General features: G+C 68.8%; 20 protein-coding genes and 3 pseudogenes. 11 read left to right on the top strand and 12 right to left on the bottom strand.

Annotated features, from left to right (window positions below):
- Positions 1 to 397 precede the first annotated feature (397 nt).
- The 3 genes and pseudogenes from BM419_RS28925 to BM419_RS28915 form a co-directional block, all read right to left on the bottom strand.
- On the bottom strand, positions 398 to 868 hold the full coding sequence (locus tag BM419_RS28925) for a hypothetical protein (protein ID WP_139257156.1): 471 nt from the start codon (positions 866 to 868) through the stop codon (positions 398 to 400).
- Positions 832 to 996 (bottom strand): annotated as a pseudogene (locus tag BM419_RS28920) (transposase); the annotation flags it as partial. The pseudogene BM419_RS28920 and the gene BM419_RS28925, both read right to left, overlap by 37 nt.
- A 168-nt stretch (positions 997 to 1,164) precedes the next feature.
- Positions 1,165 to 1,431: a hypothetical protein gene (locus BM419_RS28915; protein ID WP_139257155.1), complete on the bottom strand. Its 267-nt coding sequence runs from the start codon at positions 1,429 to 1,431 to the stop codon at positions 1,165 to 1,167.
- Positions 1,432 to 1,686: 255 nt separating this feature from the next.
- On the opposite strand from BM419_RS28915, the gene BM419_RS28910 reads away from it, so the two are divergent.
- On the top strand, positions 1,687 to 1,941 hold the full coding sequence (locus BM419_RS28910) for a helix-turn-helix domain-containing protein (protein WP_091928472.1): 255 nt from the start codon (positions 1,687 to 1,689) through the stop codon (positions 1,939 to 1,941).
- Here BM419_RS28910 and BM419_RS28905 read toward each other — a convergent pair.
- A pseudogene (locus tag BM419_RS28905) lies at positions 1,877 to 2,829 on the bottom strand (IS630 family transposase). The gene BM419_RS28910 and the pseudogene BM419_RS28905 sit on opposite strands and share 65 nt — an antisense overlap.
- A gap of 537 nt (positions 2,830 to 3,366) precedes the next feature.
- On the opposite strand from BM419_RS28905, the gene BM419_RS28900 reads away from it, so the two are divergent.
- A complete protein-coding gene (locus tag BM419_RS28900; RefSeq protein WP_091928471.1) occupies positions 3,367 to 3,549 on the top strand; it encodes a hypothetical protein in 183 nt (60 codons plus the stop codon).
- 341 nt (positions 3,550 to 3,890) lie between these two features.
- Positions 3,891 to 4,256, top strand: a complete 366-nt coding sequence (locus tag BM419_RS28895; protein ID WP_091928470.1) for a c-type cytochrome — start codon at positions 3,891 to 3,893, stop codon at positions 4,254 to 4,256.
- A gap of 257 nt (positions 4,257 to 4,513) precedes the next feature.
- Here the strand turns inward: BM419_RS28895 and BM419_RS33085 are convergent, their stop codons facing one another.
- The 4 genes from BM419_RS33085 to BM419_RS28885 all read right to left on the bottom strand — a co-directional run bounded on the left by BM419_RS33085 (position 4,514) and on the right by BM419_RS28885 (position 5,480).
- Complete coding sequence (locus tag BM419_RS33085; RefSeq protein WP_244540908.1) at positions 4,514 to 4,738, bottom strand: hypothetical protein; 225 nt, start codon at positions 4,736 to 4,738, stop codon at positions 4,514 to 4,516.
- On the bottom strand, positions 4,705 to 4,866 hold the full coding sequence (locus BM419_RS33080) for a hypothetical protein (RefSeq protein ID WP_244540907.1): 162 nt from the start codon (positions 4,864 to 4,866) through the stop codon (positions 4,705 to 4,707). The genes BM419_RS33085 and BM419_RS33080 overlap by 34 nt, the downstream gene beginning before the upstream one ends.
- Positions 4,867 to 4,994: 128 nt before the next feature.
- Positions 4,995 to 5,129, bottom strand: a complete 135-nt coding sequence (locus tag BM419_RS33320; RefSeq protein WP_280141976.1) for a hypothetical protein — start codon at positions 5,127 to 5,129, stop codon at positions 4,995 to 4,997.
- A 69-nt stretch (positions 5,130 to 5,198) separates the two neighbouring features.
- Positions 5,199 to 5,480 carry a hypothetical protein gene (locus BM419_RS28885; protein ID WP_091928479.1) on the bottom strand — a complete coding sequence of 94 codons (282 nt, stop codon included), beginning with the start codon at positions 5,478 to 5,480 and terminating at the stop codon, positions 5,199 to 5,201.
- Positions 5,481 to 5,628: 148 nt separating this feature from the next.
- Here BM419_RS28885 and BM419_RS28880 point away from each other — a divergent pair, with 148 nt between their 5' ends.
- The 8 genes from BM419_RS28880 to BM419_RS28845 all read left to right on the top strand — a co-directional run bounded on the left by BM419_RS28880 (position 5,629) and on the right by BM419_RS28845 (position 14,474).
- Positions 5,629 to 6,948, top strand: coding sequence for a nucleotide sugar dehydrogenase (locus BM419_RS28880; RefSeq protein WP_244540906.1), 1,320 nt, complete (start codon positions 5,629 to 5,631; stop codon positions 6,946 to 6,948).
- Positions 6,949 to 7,087: 139 nt separating this feature from the next.
- The gene (locus BM419_RS28875) at positions 7,088 to 7,705 is read left to right on the top strand and encodes a CoA-binding protein (protein WP_091928468.1); all 618 of its coding nucleotides are present in this window, start codon (positions 7,088 to 7,090) and stop codon (positions 7,703 to 7,705) included.
- Positions 7,706 to 7,915: 210 nt separating this feature from the next.
- A complete protein-coding gene (rplM, locus tag BM419_RS28870) occupies positions 7,916 to 8,377 on the top strand; it encodes a 50S ribosomal protein L13 (RefSeq protein ID WP_012318175.1) in 462 nt (153 codons plus the stop codon).
- Positions 8,378 to 8,379: 2 nt separating this feature from the next.
- Positions 8,380 to 8,865 (top strand): 30S ribosomal protein S9, encoded by a 486-nt coding sequence (rpsI, locus tag BM419_RS28865; protein ID WP_012318176.1) that lies wholly within the window; start codon positions 8,380 to 8,382, stop codon positions 8,863 to 8,865.
- A 171-nt stretch (positions 8,866 to 9,036) separates the two neighbouring features.
- Entirely contained in the window at positions 9,037 to 9,987 is a 951-nt protein-coding gene (gene argC, locus BM419_RS28860) for an N-acetyl-gamma-glutamyl-phosphate reductase (protein WP_091928467.1), read from the top strand.
- 139 nt (positions 9,988 to 10,126) lie between these two features.
- Positions 10,127 to 11,470 (top strand): coagulation factor 5 8 type domain-containing protein, encoded by a 1,344-nt coding sequence (locus BM419_RS28855; RefSeq protein ID WP_091928466.1) that lies wholly within the window; start codon positions 10,127 to 10,129, stop codon positions 11,468 to 11,470.
- Between the two features lie 78 nt (positions 11,471 to 11,548).
- Entirely contained in the window at positions 11,549 to 12,793 is a 1,245-nt protein-coding gene (locus tag BM419_RS28850; protein ID WP_091928465.1) for a hypothetical protein, read from the top strand.
- 34 nt (positions 12,794 to 12,827) lie between these two features.
- Positions 12,828 to 14,474 (top strand): SGNH/GDSL hydrolase family protein, encoded by a 1,647-nt coding sequence (locus tag BM419_RS28845; protein WP_244540905.1) that lies wholly within the window; start codon positions 12,828 to 12,830, stop codon positions 14,472 to 14,474.
- Between the two features lie 887 nt (positions 14,475 to 15,361).
- Here the strand turns inward: BM419_RS28845 and BM419_RS33075 are convergent.
- The 4 genes and pseudogenes from BM419_RS33075 to BM419_RS28825 form a co-directional block, all read right to left on the bottom strand.
- A pseudogene (locus BM419_RS33075) lies at positions 15,362 to 15,997 on the bottom strand (DedA family protein); the annotation flags it as partial.
- A 150-nt stretch (positions 15,998 to 16,147) separates the two neighbouring features.
- Positions 16,148 to 17,152, bottom strand: coding sequence for an NAD-dependent epimerase/dehydratase family protein (locus BM419_RS28835; protein ID WP_091928462.1), 1,005 nt, complete (start codon positions 17,150 to 17,152; stop codon positions 16,148 to 16,150).
- Positions 17,149 to 17,898 carry a hypothetical protein gene (locus BM419_RS28830; protein WP_091928461.1) on the bottom strand — a complete coding sequence of 250 codons (750 nt, stop codon included), beginning with the start codon at positions 17,896 to 17,898 and terminating at the stop codon, positions 17,149 to 17,151. The genes BM419_RS28835 and BM419_RS28830 overlap by 4 nt, the downstream gene beginning before the upstream one ends.
- 227 nt (positions 17,899 to 18,125) lie before the next feature.
- Positions 18,126 to 20,522 (bottom strand): glycosyltransferase family 2 protein, encoded by a 2,397-nt coding sequence (locus BM419_RS28825; protein WP_091928460.1) that lies wholly within the window; start codon positions 20,520 to 20,522, stop codon positions 18,126 to 18,128.
- Between the last annotated feature and the right edge of the window lie 29 nt (positions 20,523 to 20,551).

Raw genomic sequence — 20,551 nt, 5'->3', positions numbered from 1 at the left:
GAAGAGCCGAAGGCTTTCGTGCGCCGCGGCCCGTCTGGGATCACCTTCGCCAGCGTCATGCTGGTGAGCGGCTTCGGCATCTGCGCCATCTTGTTGGCGTAGACGGTATCGTAGCCCTTCGGCGCCTCGAGGCTCGCGATGAAGTCGAGCAAAGCGCCGCGCCCGCGGTGTCGTTCATGTCGTCCTCACGTTGTCAGGAAGTGCAAAAAAAACTAGGACGGCAAAGCCAGCTGTTCGAGGGTGTTGAGATAGGCATCGGGATCGCGTCGGAAGCGGGTGCGTGCGGTGCGAGCTTGACGTCTGCGGTCGAGAGCGTCGCGCAATGTCTGCCATCGGGCGTGATCGACCCGGCCAAGGTCGCGTCTGGATCGGGTCTCGGCCCGCGTGGCGATGCCGGCTACAAGCCGCACGGCACCCCGCAGCACCGCGCCGGGTGAGGCCGTCTTGCGCCCTGTGGCGCGCCGCTCGTGGTAGCGTTGCGAGCCGAACAGCCGTTCGAGGGCGTTGTTGCGAGGGCGTTGTTGGTGCGGGGCAGGCCCGGCAGGTCGGCGGCGTGGAACAGGCCGGGCCGGTAGCTGCGCGCCAACTTGCGGAAGTGGTCGAGGGCCGGGCCGAGGTCGCCCGCGCGGTAGCGGTGACGCTGCATCGCGGCCAGCAGGCCGTCGAAGCGCCGCCGCAGCTTGACGCCGGTCTCACCGGCGGGATTGGCCAGCAGGCGCGCGGCGGCATGCACGAAGACGAAGCCCTGCTCCACCTCGGGCCAGAGCGCGGCGGTGCCGGCCAGCGCCCGCGCGATCAGGTGCCTGAGCCGCGCGAGCGGACGCGAGGCCCCGGCCCGGGTGAGGCCCCGTTCAGCATAACGCGCCACTGCCGCAACATCGAGGGCTGGATCCCGAACTCGGCCGCGACCTGCATCTGCGGCCGGCCGCTGCTCTCCAGCAAGGCGACCGCTTCGCGTTTGAACTCGGGCGTGAACTCTCGTCTCGTCTTTGCCATCCGACACCTTCCCCGCTCAGCATGAGCGTATCAGAGGTGTCCGCGAACCCGAGAGAGGATCACAGCGGTGACCACCTCGTTCCGCGCTCGCGCAAAGGCAGCATGAGCGCAGCCTATCATGAGGTTTGCTGCCCGACGGTTCAAGGCCGCCTCAGATCCGGCACTCTATCAGGCCGCGCGCGCATCCTGCGACACCTGCAGGTCGAGCCAAAGATCGAGACCAAGCGGCCCTTGCTTGCGCAGCGCAACCCGGCCGCGCCGAATCTCGCCTTCACGAATGAAGGTCAGGTGCTCCGGGATGCCGCCGGCGGTGATGACGCGCACGTGGGCAGTGGCCTCGGTGGACGAGAGCACCGTGCACGGCACGTCGAAGCTGCCGAGGCGGATCGTAGCCGTCGGGTGCGTGGACGCGTGGACGAAGTGCTTGTTGGCCATGCTGCGTATGTCCTCCATGCGGGAGATTCCAGCGTAGAGACTCGATGCTTAACCGTCTGTTGCAGCGCAGCAACGATGGCAGCAGTTGCGGTGGCGAGATCATGACTGCCCGCATCTACCCAACCTGTCGAACCGCCGCACGCCTCACCGCGTGCCAGGCGGGAGACCGCGAGCGCAGCCGGCAGTGCCGGGCGCCCGAGACGATGGCCGATTTGAATCGGGCGTGCGACGCCTGGCTGAAGAAGGGAGTGTAGAATGGCGAGTGAGGTGAAGCGGCGCCGTGGGATGGTTCTCATGCCCTTGGCCTACCGGGTTGAAGATGCTGCGGCAGCGATCGGCCTCAGTCGTTCGACCCTCTTCGAATACATCAAGCACGGACGGATCCCGTCGCGGAAGATCGGCAACAGCACCATCATCCGTCACTGCGATCTAGAGCGGCATCCGATCATGTTGGATCATATGCGTCGTAGCCTGCGGCGGCGGGATAGCGGCGGCATTCGGCTGGCGTGAAGTGTCTGAAGGCTCGTCGGATAGTGTCCCAGAGGTCGCTGATCGTGCGAGCAGCCTCGGCACGAAGAATGGCCTTGAGCTTGGCGACGGCGCGATCGATCGGGTTGAAGTCGGGGGAATAGGCCGGGAGGTAGAGCAGCCTCGCTCCCGCCGCCTCAATGCACTCGCGGATGCCGCTGACCTTGTGGGCGGGCAGGTTGTCGAGCACGACCGTGTCGCCGGGCCTGAGGGCTGGGACGAGGGTTTGTTCGACATAGCCACGGAAGCGAGCGCCGGTCATCGGTCCATCGAAGAGTGCGGTGGCTGTCAGGCCGCTGGTGCGCAGACCGGCAGTGACCGTGATAGTTTTCCAGTGGCCGAACGGCACCGCGACCCGGCAGCGTTCGCCGCGCGGGGGCTCGCCCATAGCGGCGGACCATCTTCGTGTTGGTGGCGGTCTCGTCGAGGAACACGAGCTTGTCCGGGTCGAGATCGAGCTGGCCGTCGAACCAAGACAGGCGCGCGGCCTTCACGTCCTCCCGCTCCTGCTCGGCGGCATGGCCGGTGTTTTTTGCGCGTGATGCCGTGGCGCTTGAAGAAGCGGGACAGGCTGCTGACCCCAACCCGCAGACCCTGTTCGGCCAGACGGTCGCGCAACTCATGCAGGAACAGCTCGGGCTGCGCTTCGTAGGTCTGCCGGATCAGGTCGGCCTGTGCCTCGATGGTGAGCGAGCGTTGATCGCCGCCCATCGGCTTGGCGTGTGTCCGACCCTCCTGCACGAAGGTCCCGTGCCAGCGCACGGCGCTGGCCGGGCTGACCTCGAAGCGCCGCGCCGCCTCCCGGCGCGAAGCCCCCGCCGCGATCGCGGTCAGGATGACGAACTCCAGGGCCTGAGCGGAAGCGGCCACGCCGGTTCGCAGGGCCGCGACAAACGCCGGAACCTCAGCGTAGGGTAGGGGCAGGGTGGTGGCCTCGGGACAGCTTGCCAGGTTTCAGTAGCGTGTGCTCCAGGTGCCCCCGCCAGCGCGCCAGATTCTCCCCCTGCCGGTGACCCTCGACCTTCGCTGCGTCGAGGACGCGCTCGATCCTGCCACGAAGCCGCTTCGCCGTCTCAGGCTTTTCGCGCCAGATCGGAGGCGGCACGGCCAGCACGTCTGAAGGCCGACCTCGGAGACCGGCGTCTTCCAGAGCCCTGCTGCATAGGTCATCAAACTGGTGCGCCATAGCTGACGATACTTAACGTTGCGCCAACTGCCGTCACGCTCGTCCCTGAAAGCTTCGGCCACTTTGGCGAAGGTTGGCACGCTCGGTATGGGGGCTGGTCGGGGGAGGGCGCGGCGGCCTGAGAGCACAGATCAGCGCATCACATCTGCGCGCACGCCCTCGGTGAAGATATCGCGGTAACCATTCGGACGCATGGTAATCGGGGAATCCGCGGAGTCGTCATGACCTGCCAACGACCGACGATGCCCTGCCCGCTGACCGCGGGGCCCCGCGTCCTGGAGACGGCGATCCTCGCCGCCCGGGTCGCGGCGCCGGTGCTTTGGGATGCCGGCGCCGCGATGGCTCGGGCCGCCGTGGCGCCGGAGCCCCGCCCGCTGACGATCCGGCTGCCACTCGCCGCCTAGCACCGACTACGCCCATCCCAAGAACCCAGCAGGGCTCGCCGCGGCGGGCCCATTCTCGTGCGCGCCGCCCTCGGATCCCGTAGCGAGGCCGATTTTCCAGAACCATACGGATTATCGCGCCGTGGCGCACGTCAACATCCCGACATGGCAAGGTTGGAAGCATTCTCAGGTTCGCCGCCCCCCTCCGCGGGCGTGCCAGGCCACGCTCGAGCGGCACGGATCTCGAAATGCTGTGACGCACCGACCAATATAATCTGCGCTCAGGCTCAGATTTTTTCGCTTGCATCGCGTGCTTTTTTTGCCAAAAACGCGAAGCTTATCTTCTAAATTGGGGTTAACACATGCGTATGCTCACAATCGGCGCAGTTCTCGCCGTTGTCATGCCTCTCGCCGCGCAGGCCCAGGACGCCGGCGACGCCGCCGCCGGCGAGAAGGCGTTCGCCCCCTGCAAGGCGTGCCACAACTTCCAGAAGAACGGCGTGGGTCCCGACCTGAAGGGCGTCGTCGGCCGCAAGGCGGGCACCTATGAGGGCTACAATTACTCCGCAGCCCTGAAGAACTCCGGCATCACCTGGGACGAAGCCAACCTGCACGAGTGGCTGAAGAACCCGAAGACGAAGGTGCCCGGCAACAAGATGATCTTCCAGGGCATCGCGGACGACAAGAAGATCAACGACCTCATTGCCTATCTGAAGACTCAGTCTTAAGCCGGACAGGTCCCGAACCAAGGACACGCGCGATCTCTCGCCGCGCGTCCACTGAGATCAACCCCGCCCGGCCCGGCCGAGCGGGGAATTCGTCGTTGCTTCGAGAGCATCTGGCAAAAATAAGCTTGGTTGCTCTTCGCCAGATCTTCACATCGCGCAGGATGATGCTATGCTAGGCGCAGTCGCTCGGCGTAACGCACCGGGCGTCCTCAACCTTCAGCCCCGCCGGCACCCGCCGCGCGGGGCTTTTTCGTGGCTCAGCGCCCGCTGCCGGAGGACAGGCTCGACCCGACGCTCCCGGAGAGCTGGCTCGGCGTTCCGAGCTGGGTGCCGTTCGGGTTGGTATCCAGGCTGAGATCGGGGGACACGAGGCCGCCCGGCGCGGGATTGGTCGACTGGGCCGGTTCGAAGGCCTGCCGGCCGCCGGCCAGCGGGATGACGACCGGTCCTACCGGATCGTGGTCTCGCAGAGTCCCTGGCACATCGGGACCGTGAGGTCGGTCTCCTGGCAGATCGCCTTCATCTCGCCCTGGATGCACGTGCAGCGGCACAGCGCCGAGGCGGGAGCAGGCAGCGCCAGCAGGGCGTCGGCGAGCCTGAACAGGTGCATGATAATCGACCTCATTGCCCGCGACTGGGCGATCGGGGCTTGGCGGACCTCATAGCGCGGCGCGCGCCTGAGCCAGATTGCGCCGGCGCTCCGGGCGGCCGCCCCCATGGGCCGGAAAGGCCCGGCGCTCAGCCAGCCGTGAGGCGGTGGTAGCTCGCCGCGAAGGCCTCGGCGGCCTCGCGTGTCAGGTCCGTCACCACCAGTCCGGCGGTGTAGACGGTCCATCGTCCGTTCTGGTCTTCCGTGATGCAGATTTCGGCCATCGGGCGCCTCCACTCCACGCCACAACAAAGCCGAGCCAACCTGACGAGTTCCTGAACCGCGCCGGGCGATCAGGTATCCGGCGCGCCGTCCTCCCGAGCAACGTCCTCCCGGAGGATGCGGACGGGCCGGAAGGCGCGCGCGGACACGGCGGCTTCGACCCAGGCGCGGGCCGCCGCGGCCGCGGGGCGATCGGCGAAGGCGGCGGGGCGCGGCGGCCATTCCGACCCGGACTGGACGACGTAGCCGCGGGTGCCCGCGGCGCAGGGACCGACGTAGCCGAAGACCTTTCCGGTCCCGTCGACGAGGTCGGTGCAGTGGACCGGCCCCTCGGTCCAGCGGAGATCAGGCATCGTCACGCCCCATGGTCTCGCCCCCTAAGCGGTCCGGGGCCGCGCACCGCGCGGGCCGAGGCGAGTCGACGCCGGCGCGGACCGCCCCTATACGCGCCCGGCGGCCGGATCGTCATCGGCGCCCTCCGAGCCCGCAGAGGGATCCGGCGTGGCTGACGGAGCGGCAGACGGCTCAGGGGAAGGCTCGGCGGACAGCGTGGCGATCGTCGGCCTGGGCTATGTCGGGCTCCCGCTCGCTATGGCGTTCGGCCGGGGGCGGGCCACGATCGGCTACGAGCGCGCCGCCGACAAGGTGGCGGCCTACCGGGCCGGGCACGACCCGGCTGGGGAGATCGACGCGGAGGCGTTCCGGGCCGCCGCGCACCTCGCGATCACCGACGACCCGACCGCGCTGGGCGCGGCGGACGTGATCGTCGTCACGGTCCCGACCCCGGTGGACGCGGCCCAGTGCCCCGATTTCGACCTGCTGATCCGGGCCTCGGACCTCGTCGGCCGGCACATGCGGCCGGGCGCGACCGTGGTGTTCGAATCCACGGTCTATCCCGGGGCCACCGAGGAGGTCTGCATCCCGGTCCTGGAGCGCGCCTCGGGCCTGCGCTGGAAGACGGATTTCTTCGTCGGCTACTCGCCCGAGCGGATCAACCCGGGCGACCGGGAGCACAGCCTCGCCCGGGTGGTGAAGATCGTCGCCGGCGACACCCCCGAGACCCTGGAGCGGCTCAAGGCCCTCTACGGGTCGATCATCGAGGCGGGGCTCCACGCCGCCTCGTCCATCCGGGTGGCCGAGGCCGCCAAGGTCATCGAGAACACCCAGCGCGACCTGAACATCGCGCTCATGAACGAGCTGTCGCTGATCTTCGACAAGCTCGACCTCGACACCCAGGAGGTCCTCGCGGCGGCGGGGACCAAGTGGAACTTCCTGCCGTTCCGCCCCGGGCTCGTGGGCGGCCACTGCATCGGCGTCGACCCGTACTACCTGACCCACAAGGCCGCGATGATCGGCTACCACCCGCAGGTGATCCTGGCCGGGCGGCGGATCAACGACAGCATGGCGGCCCACGTCGCCCGCAGCACGGTGAAGCGGATCGTCCGGCGCGGCGGGACCGGGCCGGCGCGGGTCATCGTCCTCGGCCTGACCTTCAAGGAGAACTGCGCCGACCTGCGCAACTCGAAGGTCGCCGACCTCGTGCGGGAGCTGGAGGAATTCGGCTGCGCCGTGTCGGTACACGATCCCCGCGCCGGCGCGGCGGAGGCCCGGGCCGAGTACGGCATCGCCCTCGTCGACTGGGCCGACTTGCCCACCGAGGCCGACGCGGCCGTGATCGCGGTCCCGCACCGCGACTACGCCCGACTCGGCCCGGAGGCGATCGCCGCCCGGGTGAAGCCCGGCGGGCTGATCGTGGACGTGAAGGCACTCTTCGAGAAAGCGCCGTTCGCGCGGCTGGGCTACGAGGTCTGGCGGCTGTGACGGTGGCTGTGACGGTGGCTGTGACGGCGGCCGCGCCGGGGCCGCGACAGCGGCGCGACGCGCGGCCAGAAACGCGGCACAGAAAGCGGCGAGAAGCGCGACACGACCCGCGATCATCCGGACGACGAGGGAAGACGCCATGGACGAGACGGGCCACGAGAACCGGCCACCCGCGCCCAGCGACGCGGCAACGCTCGCGGAGCGGCACACCCGCTACCCCGACGCGCAGATCCGCACGATCCTGAACGGCACGCGCACGATCGCGCTGGTGGGCGCCTCGGCGAATCCGGCGCGCCCGAGCTGGATCGTCCTGAAATACCTGCTCGACCGGGGCTACGCGGTGACGCCGGTCAATCCCGGCCTCGCCGGCCAGGACCTGCTCGGGCGCCGGGTGGCCGCCTCCCTCGCCGAAGTCCAGGCCGGGCTGGGCGACCAGCCGATCGACATGGTCGAGATCTTCCGCAACTCCGCCGCCGCCGGGCCGCTGGTCGACGAGGCACTGGCGCTGACGCCGCCGCCGAAGATGATCTGGATGCAGCTCGGCGTGCGCGACGACGCGGCCGCCGCCCGGGCCGAGGCGCGCGGACTGACGGTGATCATGAACCGCTGCCCCAAGATCGAGTACGGCCGGCTCTCCGGCGAGATCGGCTGGACCGGCGTGAACTCCCGGATCCTCAGCGCCCGGAAGCCGGTGCTGGCGGCCAGGGGCGTCCAGAAGCTGACCATCGCGGAGCGGGGCCGGCGCTCCGACGGCTAGCGGTACTCTGGTACCTCAACCGCCAACACGCTGAACAAAATAGCTTTTCCGTGATCTTGAACTTCCCTGTTGACCCAGCGTCCGGGGCCGTCTATGGACCCGACACCGCCGCCGCGTGTGCCCCACGCGGCGGCTCGTTTTTCGGCACCCCGATGTCCGCGGATCCCGACGCGTCGGGGTCCGGTCCGTCGGAACCCCTGGGATTTGGCTATGAAGACCACCTCGCTGAAGCCCGCCGAGGTCGACAAGAAGTGGATCGTGATCGACGCGGAGGGCCTCGTCGTCGGCCGCCTCGCGTCGATCGTGGCGATGCGCCTGCGCGGCAAGCACAAGGCCGCCTACACGCCCCACGTCGATTGCGGCGACAACGTCATCGTCATCAACGCCGAGAAGGTGAAATTCACCGGGCGTAAGTACAATCAGAAGAGCTATTTCTACCACACCGGTTATCCGGGCGGCATCAAGGAGCGGACTGCCAAGTTCATCCTCGAGGGCCGGTTCCCCGAGCGCGTGGTGGAGAAGGCTGTCGAGCGCATGCTGCCCCGCGGCCCGCTCTTCCGCCAGATCCTCGGCAATCTCCGCGTCTACAAGGGCACCGAGCACCCGCATGAGGCCCAGCAGCCGCAGGCGCTCGACGTCGGCGCCCTCAACCGCAAGAACGTGAGCGCTTGATCATGGCGACCCTGCAGTCCCTCGCCGACCTCAACCGGTCGAACACCGGTGCGGTCGACCCCGCCAACGAGGCCCCCGTCCACGTCCAGAAGCTGGACGCGCAGGGCCGCGCCTACGCCACCGGCAAGCGCAAGGACGCGGTCGCCCGCGTCTGGATCAAGCCCGGCAACGGCACGGTCACGATCAACAAGCGCCCGGTGGAGACCTACTTCGCCCGCCCGGTGCTGCGCATGATCCTGCGCCAGCCGCTGGAGATCGCCGGCCGCGTCGACCAGTACGACATCACCGTCACGGTGGCGGGCGGCGGCCTCTCCGGCCAGGCCGGCGCGGTGCGCCACGGCCTGTCCAAGGCCCTGACCTACTACGAGCCGGAGCTGCGCGCCCCGCTGAAGCGTGAGGGCTTCCTCACCCGCGACGCCCGCGTCGTCGAGCGCAAGAAGTACGGCCGCAAGAAGGCCCGCCGCAGCTTCCAGTTCTCCAAGCGTTAAGACACCCGGTCACACCGGTGTCACGGAGAGGGCGGCTCCTGCGGGGGCCGCCCTTTCGCGTTTTCAGGCCGCGGCACGGCCGTTGACAGGCTGTCGCACCGGGCGCACCTGATCCCCGGCCGCGGTGCCCGACTCGGGCGGCGAGGCACATTCGAGAGAGCGAGACGAGCGATGTCTGGCGCAGGCGCGACGAAGCCCACCGTGTTCATCGACGGCGAGGCCGGCACGACCGGTCTCGGCATCCGCGAGCGCCTGGAGCGCGACGGGCGGGTCGCCCTGCGCAGCATCGCGCCGGAGCACCGCAAGGATCCGGCGGCGAAGCGCGCCCTGCTCGCCGAGGTCGACCTCGTCGTGCTCTGCCTGCCGGACGAGGCCGCCAAGGAGACCGTGGCGCTGGCCGACAGCCTGCCCGGCGGCGGCCCCCGCGTCCTCGACGCCAGCACCGCCCACCGGGTCGCGGAGGGCTGGACCTACGGCTTCCCGGAGCTGATCCGGGAACAGGGGGCGGCGGTGGCGCGCGCCCGGCGGGTCGCCAATCCCGGCTGCTACCCGACCGGCGGCGTCGCGCTCCTGCGGCCGCTGGTGGAGGGCGGCCTGATCCCGGCCGACCACCCGATCAGCGTCAACGCGGTCAGCGGCTACAGCGGCGGCGGCAAGAGCATGATCGAGGCCTACGAGCAGGGCACGGCGCCGCCGTTCCAGCTCTACGGTCTCGGCTTCGCCCACAAGCACCTGCCGGAGCTGCAGCGCTACAGCGGGCTCACCCGGCGGCCGATCTTCGTGCCGTCGGTGGGCAACTTCCGGCAGGGCATGCTGGTGAGCGTGCCGCTCCACCTCGAGACCCTGCCGGGCCGGCCCAGCGCCTCCGACCTCGAGGCGGCCCTGCGCGACTGGTACGCCGGGCAGCCCCTGGTGCAGGTCGTGCCGGGCGCCGCCACCGGCGCGCACCGCGAGAAGATCGAGCCGGAGGATCTCAACGACACCGACCGGCTGGAGCTGCGGGTGTTCGGCTCGGCCGAGCACGGGCAGGCGGTGCTGGTCGCGCGCCTCGACAATCTCGGCAAGGGCGCCTCCGGGGCGGCCGTGCAGAATCTGGGGCTGATGCTCGGGCTCGACGGCTAGCCCGCGGGCGCCGGCGTCCGCCCGCGCACGCCCGGGTGACGGGACCCGGGCGCCCGCCTCGACAGAGTGGGGGTCGGAAGGCGATGAGAGGGGCCCGGGGCACGGGCCCCGGACCGCTCCCTTCGCACCGCGAGACGCGATGAACGGCGACCTGATCGATGCGGCGTTCTGCCGGCCCTGGCACCGCGCGGACGCCGCGGCCGGCGCGACCGATCACCCGGCCGGCTCACCGGGCTTCCAGGTCGATCTCGGCTTCCGCTGCCCGATCCGCCGCGTCGAGATCGCGGCCATCTCGGCTTCGCCGCCGCGCCTCGCCCTCTCCGACGACGGGCAGGCCTGGCGCGCGGCCGACCTCGACGCGGCCCGGAGCGGGCCCGCGAGCCTGGTGCTCGCCACCGGGGAGGGCGCCTGGGCGCGCCACGTCCGCGTCACCCCGGCCGGCCCCGCCGGAGGGGCGCCGCCGGAGGCGCGGGTGCTGTGCGACCGAGCGGATTTCGACCTCATCGCCCTGCGGCGCGTGCTCGACGTACCCTTCGACATGGCCGACGAGCGGCCCGGCGCGAACGTTTACGTCTCCTACCGCCTCGTCGGCGCCGAGCGGCCGCGCTCCCGCGCCCTGGTCGGGCTCGCGCTCTACGAGTGCGGCGCCTTCGGCAACTGCCTGATCCAGCTGCTGCTCGCCATCGGCATCGCCCGCAACCTGAACCTGAAATACATCAAGCTCCCGGCCGCCGACCGGAGCGAGGTGATCGGCCTGACCGGCCCGCTGACCTGCGGCGGCCTCACCTTCATCCCCGGCTCGGAGCCGCTGCCGGAGGCGGGCGCCTTCCTGTCGGGGATGTATTTCGACCTCGGCATCCAGCAGCTCGCCGGCACCCTAGGCCCCGACGAGACACGGGACATCGTGCGGACCTGCATCCGGCCGCTGTTCAACCGTCTGCCGGCGGAGATCCCCGCCAAGCCCGACGACGAGCTGCTGATCCACATCCGCTCGGGGGACATCTTCAGCACCTGGGTGGCGCCGACCTACCCGCAGCCGCCGCTCGCCTTCTACCAGATGGTGATCCGGCGGCTCCTGGCGGAGGGCCGCGTCACCCGGATCAAGATGGTGTTCGAGAACCGGCTCAATCCGGTGATCCCGGTGCTGGAAGCGTGGATCGCCGAGATCGGCGTGCCGCTGACGACCCAGAGCGGCACCCTCATCGACGACGTCGCGGCGCTGATGAACGGGCGCTACCTCGTCTTCGGGCTCGGCACGTTCGGGCCGGGGGTCTGCCAGCTCTCCGAGCACGTCGAGCAGGTCTTCTACTTCGCCTCCGGCTGGCCGCAGCATTTCAAGAGCATCCCGACCATCGGGCGGGTCGTGGAGGTGCTGGACGTCGCCGGCGGCTACACGAAGGTCGGCGAGTGGGACAACTCGCTCGAGCGCCGCGCGCTGATGCTCGAGTATCCGGCCGAGAAGCTCGCGTTCGACGACGCATGAGCCCAGCCCCGTTGCGGCCGCCTTGCCGAAGCCGGCAAAACCGGTGACAAGCCCTCGAGCCACCGCCGGAGGACAGATTTGGCCAGCGCTGACCCATCCCCGGAGGCCCTGCGCGTCAATGCCTTCGACATGCACCGGGCCGAGGTGCTGATGCGGCTGCGGCGCCGGCTCCGGCCGCGCCACACCACCCTGGTCAGCTTCGCCGCCAAGTACCACTACGTCGAGAGCCAGCGCCGGCTGGTGGCCTCGGCCGCCGCCACGGGCGATTTCGACACGATCGAGAGCTGGTCCCCCGACCGACTGCGCGAGACGCCGTTCTACCGGGAGCACCGGGAGATCCTCGACCGGTCCCGGGGCGCCGGCAACTGGGCCTGGAAGCCCTACGTCATCGCCGAGGCACTGGAGAAGCGCCGCGACGGCGATTTCGTCGTCTTCAGCGACACCGGCATGCAGGCGGTCGGCGACGACCCGCTGCCGCCGGTGGCGCCGCTGCTCACATGGCTCGACGGCTCGGAGCGCCGGGTCGCGGTCGGCGTGCTGCACGGCAAGCCGCAGCGGGCCTGGACCAAGCGCGACTGCTTCGTGCTGATGGAGTGCGACGCGGCGCGCTACTGGGACGCCGACCAGATCCAGGCCTCCTGGATCGCCTTCATGGTGAGCCCCGCCACCCGCCGGCTCGTGGCCGAGTGGCTACGCTACGCGGGCGATCCGCGGGTCGTCACCGACATCCCGAACCAGATGGGCCTGCCGGATCTCGAGGGCTTCATCGACCACCGCTTCGATCAGAGCATCCTGTCGAACCTGATCTACAAGCTCGACCTGGAGATCCCGCCCCTGCGCCAGCCGTCCAAGCAGATCCGGACGCTGATCGACGAGCTGGAGATGGACACGCTGGTGGCGATGCGGCCCTCCGAGAACATCGCGCTGGGCAAGACCTGGACGGCGAGCTCCGCCTCGCCCTGGTCGGGCACGACCGGCACCTACGGCGAGCGCACCACCGGCGACCCGTCGTTCTTCTTCCACACCGGGCTCGACCGGAACCCTTGGTTCGTCCTCGACCTCGGCGCGGTCGAGCGGGTCTCGGAGATCCGGATCTACAACCGCTGGGGGCAGCTCAGCGAGCGGGCGCAGCTGATGCGGGTCTGGCTGGGCGAGACCGAGGGCGACTACCGCCTCGTCTTCGACGCCGTGGACGCCCACTGCCATCCCGGCCTGCCCCTCCACCTCCGGTTCGACAACGCGCGGTTCCGCCACCTCAAAATCGATCTCGACGAGGAGCAGCACCTGCACCTCGACGGGATCGAGGTCTTCGCGGCGCGCTGACGCCGTCCCGGATCGCGACGGCATGAGCACGCCGATGCAAGACAAGCCACAGTTCCCGTTCGGGCCCTTCCTATTCCTGGGCGATTCGGTGACGGCCAGTTGGACGGCGCAGAACCCGCCCCTGTTCTCCGGACCGCAAGCCGTGGGCCGCGGCATCGCCGGCCAGTCGGTCCGGGACACAGCGCGCCGGCTCCGCTCGGAGATCGCCCTCTACGGAGCCAAGGGCCTGCACCTGCTCTGCGGCCGCGACGATATCCTCAACGGCGCGCGCACGCCTACGCTGGACGGCATCGTGGCCGATATCGCCGTGATTCTGCGGGACACGAGCGACCTGTACGTGCGGACCTGGGTCGGCTCGATCGTGCCGGTCGATATGGCCGCGCCCGGAGCGGCCGGGCGGCCGATTGCGCTGATCGGTGCGGTGAACGCGTGGCTGCGCGACCACGTGCAGGAATACGGGGCCCACTTCATCGACTACGATCCAGTCCTAGCCACGGAGACGGGCGCGCTGCGGCCCGACTACAGCGACGACGGGATCGGCCTCAACGCGGCCGGCCTCGCGGCGCTCGAGGCGGCGACGCTGGCGGTTCTGACGGTCCCGGATCTGGAGCCGATCTGGCCGCCGCCGGAAAGCGAGGACGCGGCGCGGCGGCGCAAGTTCCTCCACCATTTCGGCTATCTCGACTCGAACACCCGCTATCCGAGCCCGTTCATCCAGTTCGCCGGCAAGCCGGGGGCGAGCCATTACGGCACCCCGTTCGACGCGGACGGCTTCCTGAACGCCGTCCCGATCGTCGCGCGCAAGCCGGAGGGCGAGACCCGGATCCTGGTCGTCGGCGACTCGACCACGATCGACGGCGGCGACATCGCCAACACCCTGCCGGGCCGCATCGAGCGGATCCTGCGGGCGGGCGGCCTCGACAGCGCGAAGGTCTACAATTTCGGGGTGATGTCGAGCTGCCTCACGCAGATGACCCACCTGATCTGGTCGCGCTTGGTGACCTACAGCCCCGACGCGATCCTGGTGCTGAGCGGCAGCACCGACCTGTTCCAGCCCTGGACCTACGATCCCCGGCCAGGCCACCCCTACAACGCCTTCATCACCCAGCGGCTATACGACCACTTCTTCGACACGCACGATCCCCGCGCCCGCGAAGACGGCCTTTCTTACGAGGCGCTGATCACGCTGATCTACGAGGAGCTGAAGCGGCTACGGGTCGAGGTGGGCTGGCAGAGCCCCGGCTGGGAGGATGCGATCATCCACCATTACGAACTGGCGGCGCACCGGCTGACCAAGCTGTCGCACGACCACGGAGTGCCGATCATCAGCATCCTGCAGCCGACGATCCTGCGCAAGCGCCACCTCACCGAGGCCGAGCGCGGCGTCGCCTCGGGGGCGTTCCTGGCTTATCTCGACCGGCAATACGCAAAGCTGGAGGCCTTCACCGCGCAGCTCGCGGCGCGGCGCCCGTACCGGCGCACCTTCACGGCCCTCGACCTCAGCGGGATCTTCTGCGACCGGAAGGAGGGGACCTTCTACGACATCGTCCACTACGACGATCCCGCCCGCGAGATCGTCGCGACGCGGCTGGCCGCCGAGATCCGCGGCGCCCTGGACCAGGCGTGCGCCCGCACGCCGTTGGCCCGGGTGCGGCACCTCCTCGGCGGTCTGCGGCGATAGGGCCGGATCGAAGGGCGCCGCCCCGTGTGTCGCGGCGCCCCGCCCGCGATCAGCCCTGCTCGGGCATCCGCTTCACCCGTTGGGTGAAGATCACCGAGAGCCAGGGCACGACCTCGTGCTCTACCTCGATGGAGAGCAGCACCTCGAGATGGAGGGCGTAGGGGAGGGTGAAGCGGAAGCCGCAGCGGGTCTCCCCATCGTGGTCGCCATGTCATCAAGCACCGCCGCAATCACGTCCGGCCGGTGAACGTCCACCATAATGCGCTGTACTTCGCCGTCGGCTTCCACGATCAGCGTTGCCTTGGCGCAGCTCACCGAGACGACCCAGCGGGCCAGCACCCCTCCCCGTCCTGATCACGGCCCAGACCCGATGGTGGCAGCCTCCAGGTTCGTGCGAGCCAAGGAATTCCGGCAGCTCGCCGTGTGGTTCGGCCTGCACCCGGAACTCGGCGCAGACCGGCGCCCAGTCAGGCCGCTAGTCGGATAGCCTCCTCGGTTTTCACCTCGCTTTCGCCCTCCGCACGCGGAAGCCGCCAGCCGACCATCAGCAGGAGGGCGGCCGGTACAACAAGGATCAGCGCGATGCCGAGGATCCCGATATGCCCCATGAGCCGTCCGTAGAGGCCGCCGGTGACGCCGTCGTGCCAGGAGATCACCGCCATACCGGCGCCGGAGGCGATGAGCAGCACAGAAATCTTGAACCACAGGGGCCAGGGCGCGCGCCGGGTCCGGGCGGCCACGCGCCCGGTGGGATACGGCGCCGCGCGCTCCCGCTGAGCCAGGAGCCCCTCGATCTGATTCTGGAAGTCCGACTGGACAGGACTATCTGGGTGCACGACGCCGTGCCCCGGGATAGGCTCGGCCGGCGTCTCGCTTAGCCTCCCGCCGAGCGGGCCGGGGATCTCGGCCTCGGCGGCGGCCATCAGGCGTGCCTCGTGCCTGCGCATGAACAGCCACAACGCGATGGCCCCCAGCAGGACGAAGGCCAGCAGCCCGAGGCCGAGCGGTCCCATCACGTTCTCGATCGATCGCCCACACAGGTAGGCGCCGAACCCCATGATCGAGGCCCAGGCGACGCCGCCAAGGGCGTTGAAGGCGAAGAAGCGGCGCGCGTCGAGCTTGTTCACGCCGGCCAGCACCGCCGCGTAGGCCCGGAGCATCGCGGTGAAGCGGCCGAAGAACACGATCTTCCCGCCGTGCCGGCGGAACAGGTACTGGCCAAGCTTGAGCCGGCCGTGATCGAGCCCGATCAGATGCCCCTTGCGCAGGAGCAGGGGCAGTCCCCAGCGGCGGCCGACCCAGTAGCCGGCATTGTCGCCCAGGATGGCGGCAGCCGCGGCGATCGCCACGACGGTGGCGATGTTGATGTTACCGGTACTGCCCGCATAGGCCGCCGAGGTCAGCAAGACTGTCTCGCCGGGCAGCGGCAGTCCGGCGCTCTCCAGCGTGATGATGACGAAGATAGCCACGTAGCCGTAATGCGCGATTAGGTCGGCGATCGGCAGATCGTGCAGGAAGGACATGCGGTCTCCTCGCGGCTCGCGTCGCGCTGTCGCCGACAATCGTGGCCGCCACGGGGCGAAGTGATGGTTAGACCTGCCAAACTGGCTCTCTCGCGCTGTGAGCCGCGATGGGAATCGCGCGCACGTCACATCGCCCCTCGCCAGCGGGGCTCAGTGCCGCTCCGCCCGCGTCTCCGCCAGATGCGCACGCATCCAGGCGATCGTACTGATGAGCCCTTCGCGCAGGGCGACGCGCGGCTGCCAGCCGAGCTCGGAACGGATCAGCGCGGTGTCGAGCACGTTGGCGGGCACGTCAGCAGCGCGGCCGGACTTGTGGACGCAGGGGAGGTGATCCCGCCCAAATGCCTCTTTCAATTCGGTGATAATCTGGTTGATGCTCAACCCCAGGCTACTGCCGACGTTCATAACCTTGTGAGGCCCATCGTATGTGACCGCGGCCAGGAACGCATCGCTGACGTCGTCGACGTGCAGGAAGTCGCGCACTACCTCTCCGGTCCCCCAGACCTCCAGCGGCAAGTCAGAAAGCACACGGAAGATGTAGTTCCCGATCAGGCCCTGGTGCTTGGTGCCGAGTTGAAACCGGCCGTACGGATTGGCGATCCGCAGGATCTGGTAATCGATTCCGTGGAGATGACGGTACAGGTAAAGCGCCTTTTCAATCATCAGCTTGCTGATGCCGTAAGCCGAAATTGGGTCGGTCGGCGCCTGTTCCGAGATCGGGATAGCGTGCGGGACCCCGTAGATCGCACCGCCAGAGGACGAGAACACGAGCTTCTTGATCCTGGCCGAACGGCAGATCTCGAGCAGGTGCAGGGTGGCGATCGGCGTCGCCCCAAGCTCCGCGGATGGATCCCGATTAGAACTTTCGGGGATCGACCCGGCTATTAGGTGGAAGACGACGTCCTGACGCTCGACCGCGGTGGCGATGGCGAGGCGATCTCCAAATTGGCCGGTCACCCGGATGACGCGGCGGTCGAGCACCTCGGCCTGAGGGTGGCTGCGGCTGAAGCAGGTGACCTCGGCGCCAGCCTCCGCCAGACGGTTGCACAAGTTTAGCCCGAGGAAGCCGCCGCCGCCGAGCACGAGGCAGCGGACCCCCGCCAAGGCCAAACCGGCTTGGCCGAGGGCGTAGTCCGTGGGCTGCCAGCCGCTCATGGCGCCGGATCGGTCCCACGGGAGAGCGGCTCCGGCATGACGATCAGGTCCTCGACCAGAGCGAGCGCCGTCTCCTGCAGCGCGCGCCGAGTCGGCTCTAGAGGCGCCTTTCCGTACGCTCGGGCCGCCGCGTAGGCGGACGCGTAGGCGGCATCCCATCCGGCGGCGAGGATACGGGGGCCGGCGGCTTCGAGCGGGTCGCGAACAGTCACCCAGGCGGCGCGGTGGGCCGCGTCCCAGGTCGCGGCCCGGACCTCGGGGCCAGTCTGCCGCAGCGTGAGGTTCGCGACGGCCGCGCGTTTGCGAGCGCGCTTCAGGTGGTCACACAAGGACGCGAGATCGGCCACACTTTGGAGCGCAGCGAGATCGGCCAGCTCGTCTCCCTCGACGATCAGCTTGGCGAGGTGAAACCAGGCGGGCACGTGGGTCCGGACGAGCCAGTCGGCCACCCGAGCGACGCGCCGGCGCTCCAACACCTCCGAGCCGCGCGTCCCGACAAGGCGCGGCAGGAGAGGGCGGATCAAGGCATCGCGCTCGGTCTGCGGCAGGCCATCGCTCCAGCTGCGGATGAACGCCGCAATGCTCGGCGACGCGCAGGCGGGGTGATCCGAGACCGGCTCGCCGGCGATGAAGGCCACGGCTTCCATCGCGCACAAGGTGCCGCCGTGGGGATGTGCACCTGCGGCGAGAGTGGAGACCTGGGCGAGTCGATCGAGATCGATCGCCGGATTTTCGATCCGGGCCATGGCCGGCTTCCCTCTCCCCGATGTCGGACTCGCGACAACGGAACCCATCCAAAGGATCCCGGTGATCGGCCTTTCCAGTTTTCAACCAAGTTGCACGGTCCGGCGCAATCGGACAGCGCCGTGCCCACACCAGCTGCCGCCGCAGGCCCGTCTCGGCGCGCGGCACGACATTGGTCATCGCGGCTGACTGGATAGCTTCGCTGGCGGAACCGTCGGGGTGCCGGCGCCTAGGCGGCCTGCCGATCCGTCTTTTTTACGCGATGCGTGAGGATGATCGACAGCCACGGCATCACCTCGTGAGCGACCTCGATCCGCAGCAGCACTTCGAGGTGCAGCGCGTAGGGGAGCACGAACTGGAAGCCGCAGCGCGCCTCCTCCATCGTCGTCGGCATGTCTCCCGTGACCGCCGCGATGACGTCGGGCCGGTGGACGTCGACGGGAATGCGCTGCACCGCGCCGTCGATCTCCGCGATGAGCGTAGCCTTCTCCCGATTTGCCGCGACGATCCAGCCGGTGAAAACGACCTGCCCATCCTGAATTTCGGCCCAGACCCGGTCCTGCGGCGCCTCGAGATGGGCCCGCGCGAAGGCATCGGGCAGTTCAGCGTCGAGCTCGGCGATGGTGCAACCGACCTCGAACTTCTCGAAGCCGCGCCCTTCACCGAAGATCGTCGCGAACCGCTTCTGGTATTGCCCGATCAGAAGGTTCTTGATGGTCTCGTCGAGACCCGACCACTGCCCCTTGGTCTGGATCGTGTAGACCGACAGGATCTCGCGCAGGAACGCGATGCGGCCCTTGTCGGCGATGTAGAGGTTCATCAGCCAGTCGGCGGCGCCCTTCTCGTCGTAGAAAGCGTCGGGCACGCGGCGCAGTGCCTCGGCCCGGTAGAAGCAGGCCGAGAAGTTCGCGGTGAGCGGGGCCCGGGCGAGCACCGGGAAGCTGATCGGTCCGGTCTGATACCGGCCCTGCTCCTCATGCGGAATGTACGATCCGTTCGCCACGTGGTGCAGCAGGACCCAGTTGAAGCACATGTCGAGCGCCGGATCCGTCCGCAGCATGCGCAGCTGCAGGCCGATCTTCCGGTCGGAGATCCAGTGATCGTCCCCTTCGCAGAAGGCGACGAACCGGCCGGTGCAGGCAGCGACGCAGTCGCGCATGTTCTGCAGCATGCCGAGATTGCGCTCTCGCGATCGAACGGTGATGCGGTCGGGATGGCGGAGGCGGTACTCTTCGATGATCTCCGCGGTGCCGTCGGTGGACCGGTCGTCGCCGATCACCACCTGCATCCGGAACAGGCCGCGCTGGCCGAGCACACCGTCGAGGCAGCGCCGGATGGTGCCGACGTGATTGTAGGATGTGACGACGACGCTGACGGTGAGCTGATCCTCGATCCAGGTCCGCAGGGCGGCCGGATCCTGCCGCGGCCGGTCGGCAGCGGTCAGGCCCAACTCATTCAGAGCCGCCTCGGCGATGTCGGGGTGGTCCTCGATCAGCTGCGCCAGTCGAGCCGGATCCTCCTCATCGAGATAGGCCTCGGCCAAGCGCCGGAAAATGCGCTTCTGCGTGGCTTCGTATTCTGCGGCGTAGCGGCCGCCGAAATGGCTGCGCAATTGCCGGTAGAACTCGATCTCCGACTTGCCGAGCCGCTTGTGCCGCGCCAGCACGGTGTCGAAGGCCGCCCACATGCCGCCCGCGTGCTTGCGATACACGCCCATGACCTGGGGCAGGAACCCGATCCGGCCGACCTCGGCGTGCATCAGGTGGATGTACCAGTCGGCCGGGATGATGCCACGGCCGATCTCAAGCCTCTCACCGCCGCGATACCGCCAGCGATAGAACACGCTGTTCGTCTGGATGAAGTTGTGCGCGACGAGATCCGATAGAGACGGCTGCGGATTGGGATGCTCCGGGTATTGCTCCTCCACCGCCGGCATGTCTTCGTAGACGACCTTCACCGGATGGTAGCACAGCGTGTATTCCGGCCGCTGCTGCATGTAGTCGAACTGGCGCTGCAGCTTGTCGGGATCCGTCCAATAATCGTCGCCCTCGCAGATGGCGACATACTCGCCCGAGACCCGCCCCGCGATGTCGTCCAGGTTCTTGACGACGCCGACATTCTCCGGACGCAGGATTGCGACGAGGTTCGGGTGCCGCGTCGCGTACTCGGCGATGATCTCGGCCGTGCCGTCGCTCGATCTGTCGTCCCCGACGATCAGCTCGAACGGGAAGTCGGTCCGCTGGCTCAGGATGCTGTCGAGCGTCTGGCGGATGAACGCTTCCTGATTGTAGGTGATGCACAGGACCGAGACGACCGGCCGGTTCCAGGCCGGCGCGGGCTCGGTCTCAGCGCGTGCTCGGATCCAGGCTGCGAACGGATTGACGTAGCTCCCGTCCACCGCCTCGTCCGGCGTGCCCGGAAAGTCCGGCCGCGGCTGCCGTCCGAGCCGGGCGCCGTACTTCACGTAGTGCTCGAGCGGAGAGAGATCGGTCAGGCCGACGTCAGGATAGCGCGCCGCGTACCAGAGATGGTCGAACCGCCCGCTGCGGTAGATCGTCGAGAAGTCTTCCTGCCACGGCTCCAGCTGAGGCGGAGCCGGCACGGCGGTCTCAGCGGCGGTCTGCATCGATCGTGTCCTCGCACAGGTCTCGGCCG

It is taken from the genome of Methylobacterium sp. yr668 (assembly GCF_900116245.1).
Taxonomy (GTDB): domain Bacteria; phylum Pseudomonadota; class Alphaproteobacteria; order Rhizobiales; family Beijerinckiaceae; genus Methylobacterium.
The sequence above is the reverse complement of the archived record's forward strand: the minus strand, read 5'-3'. Positions and strand labels throughout refer to the sequence as shown.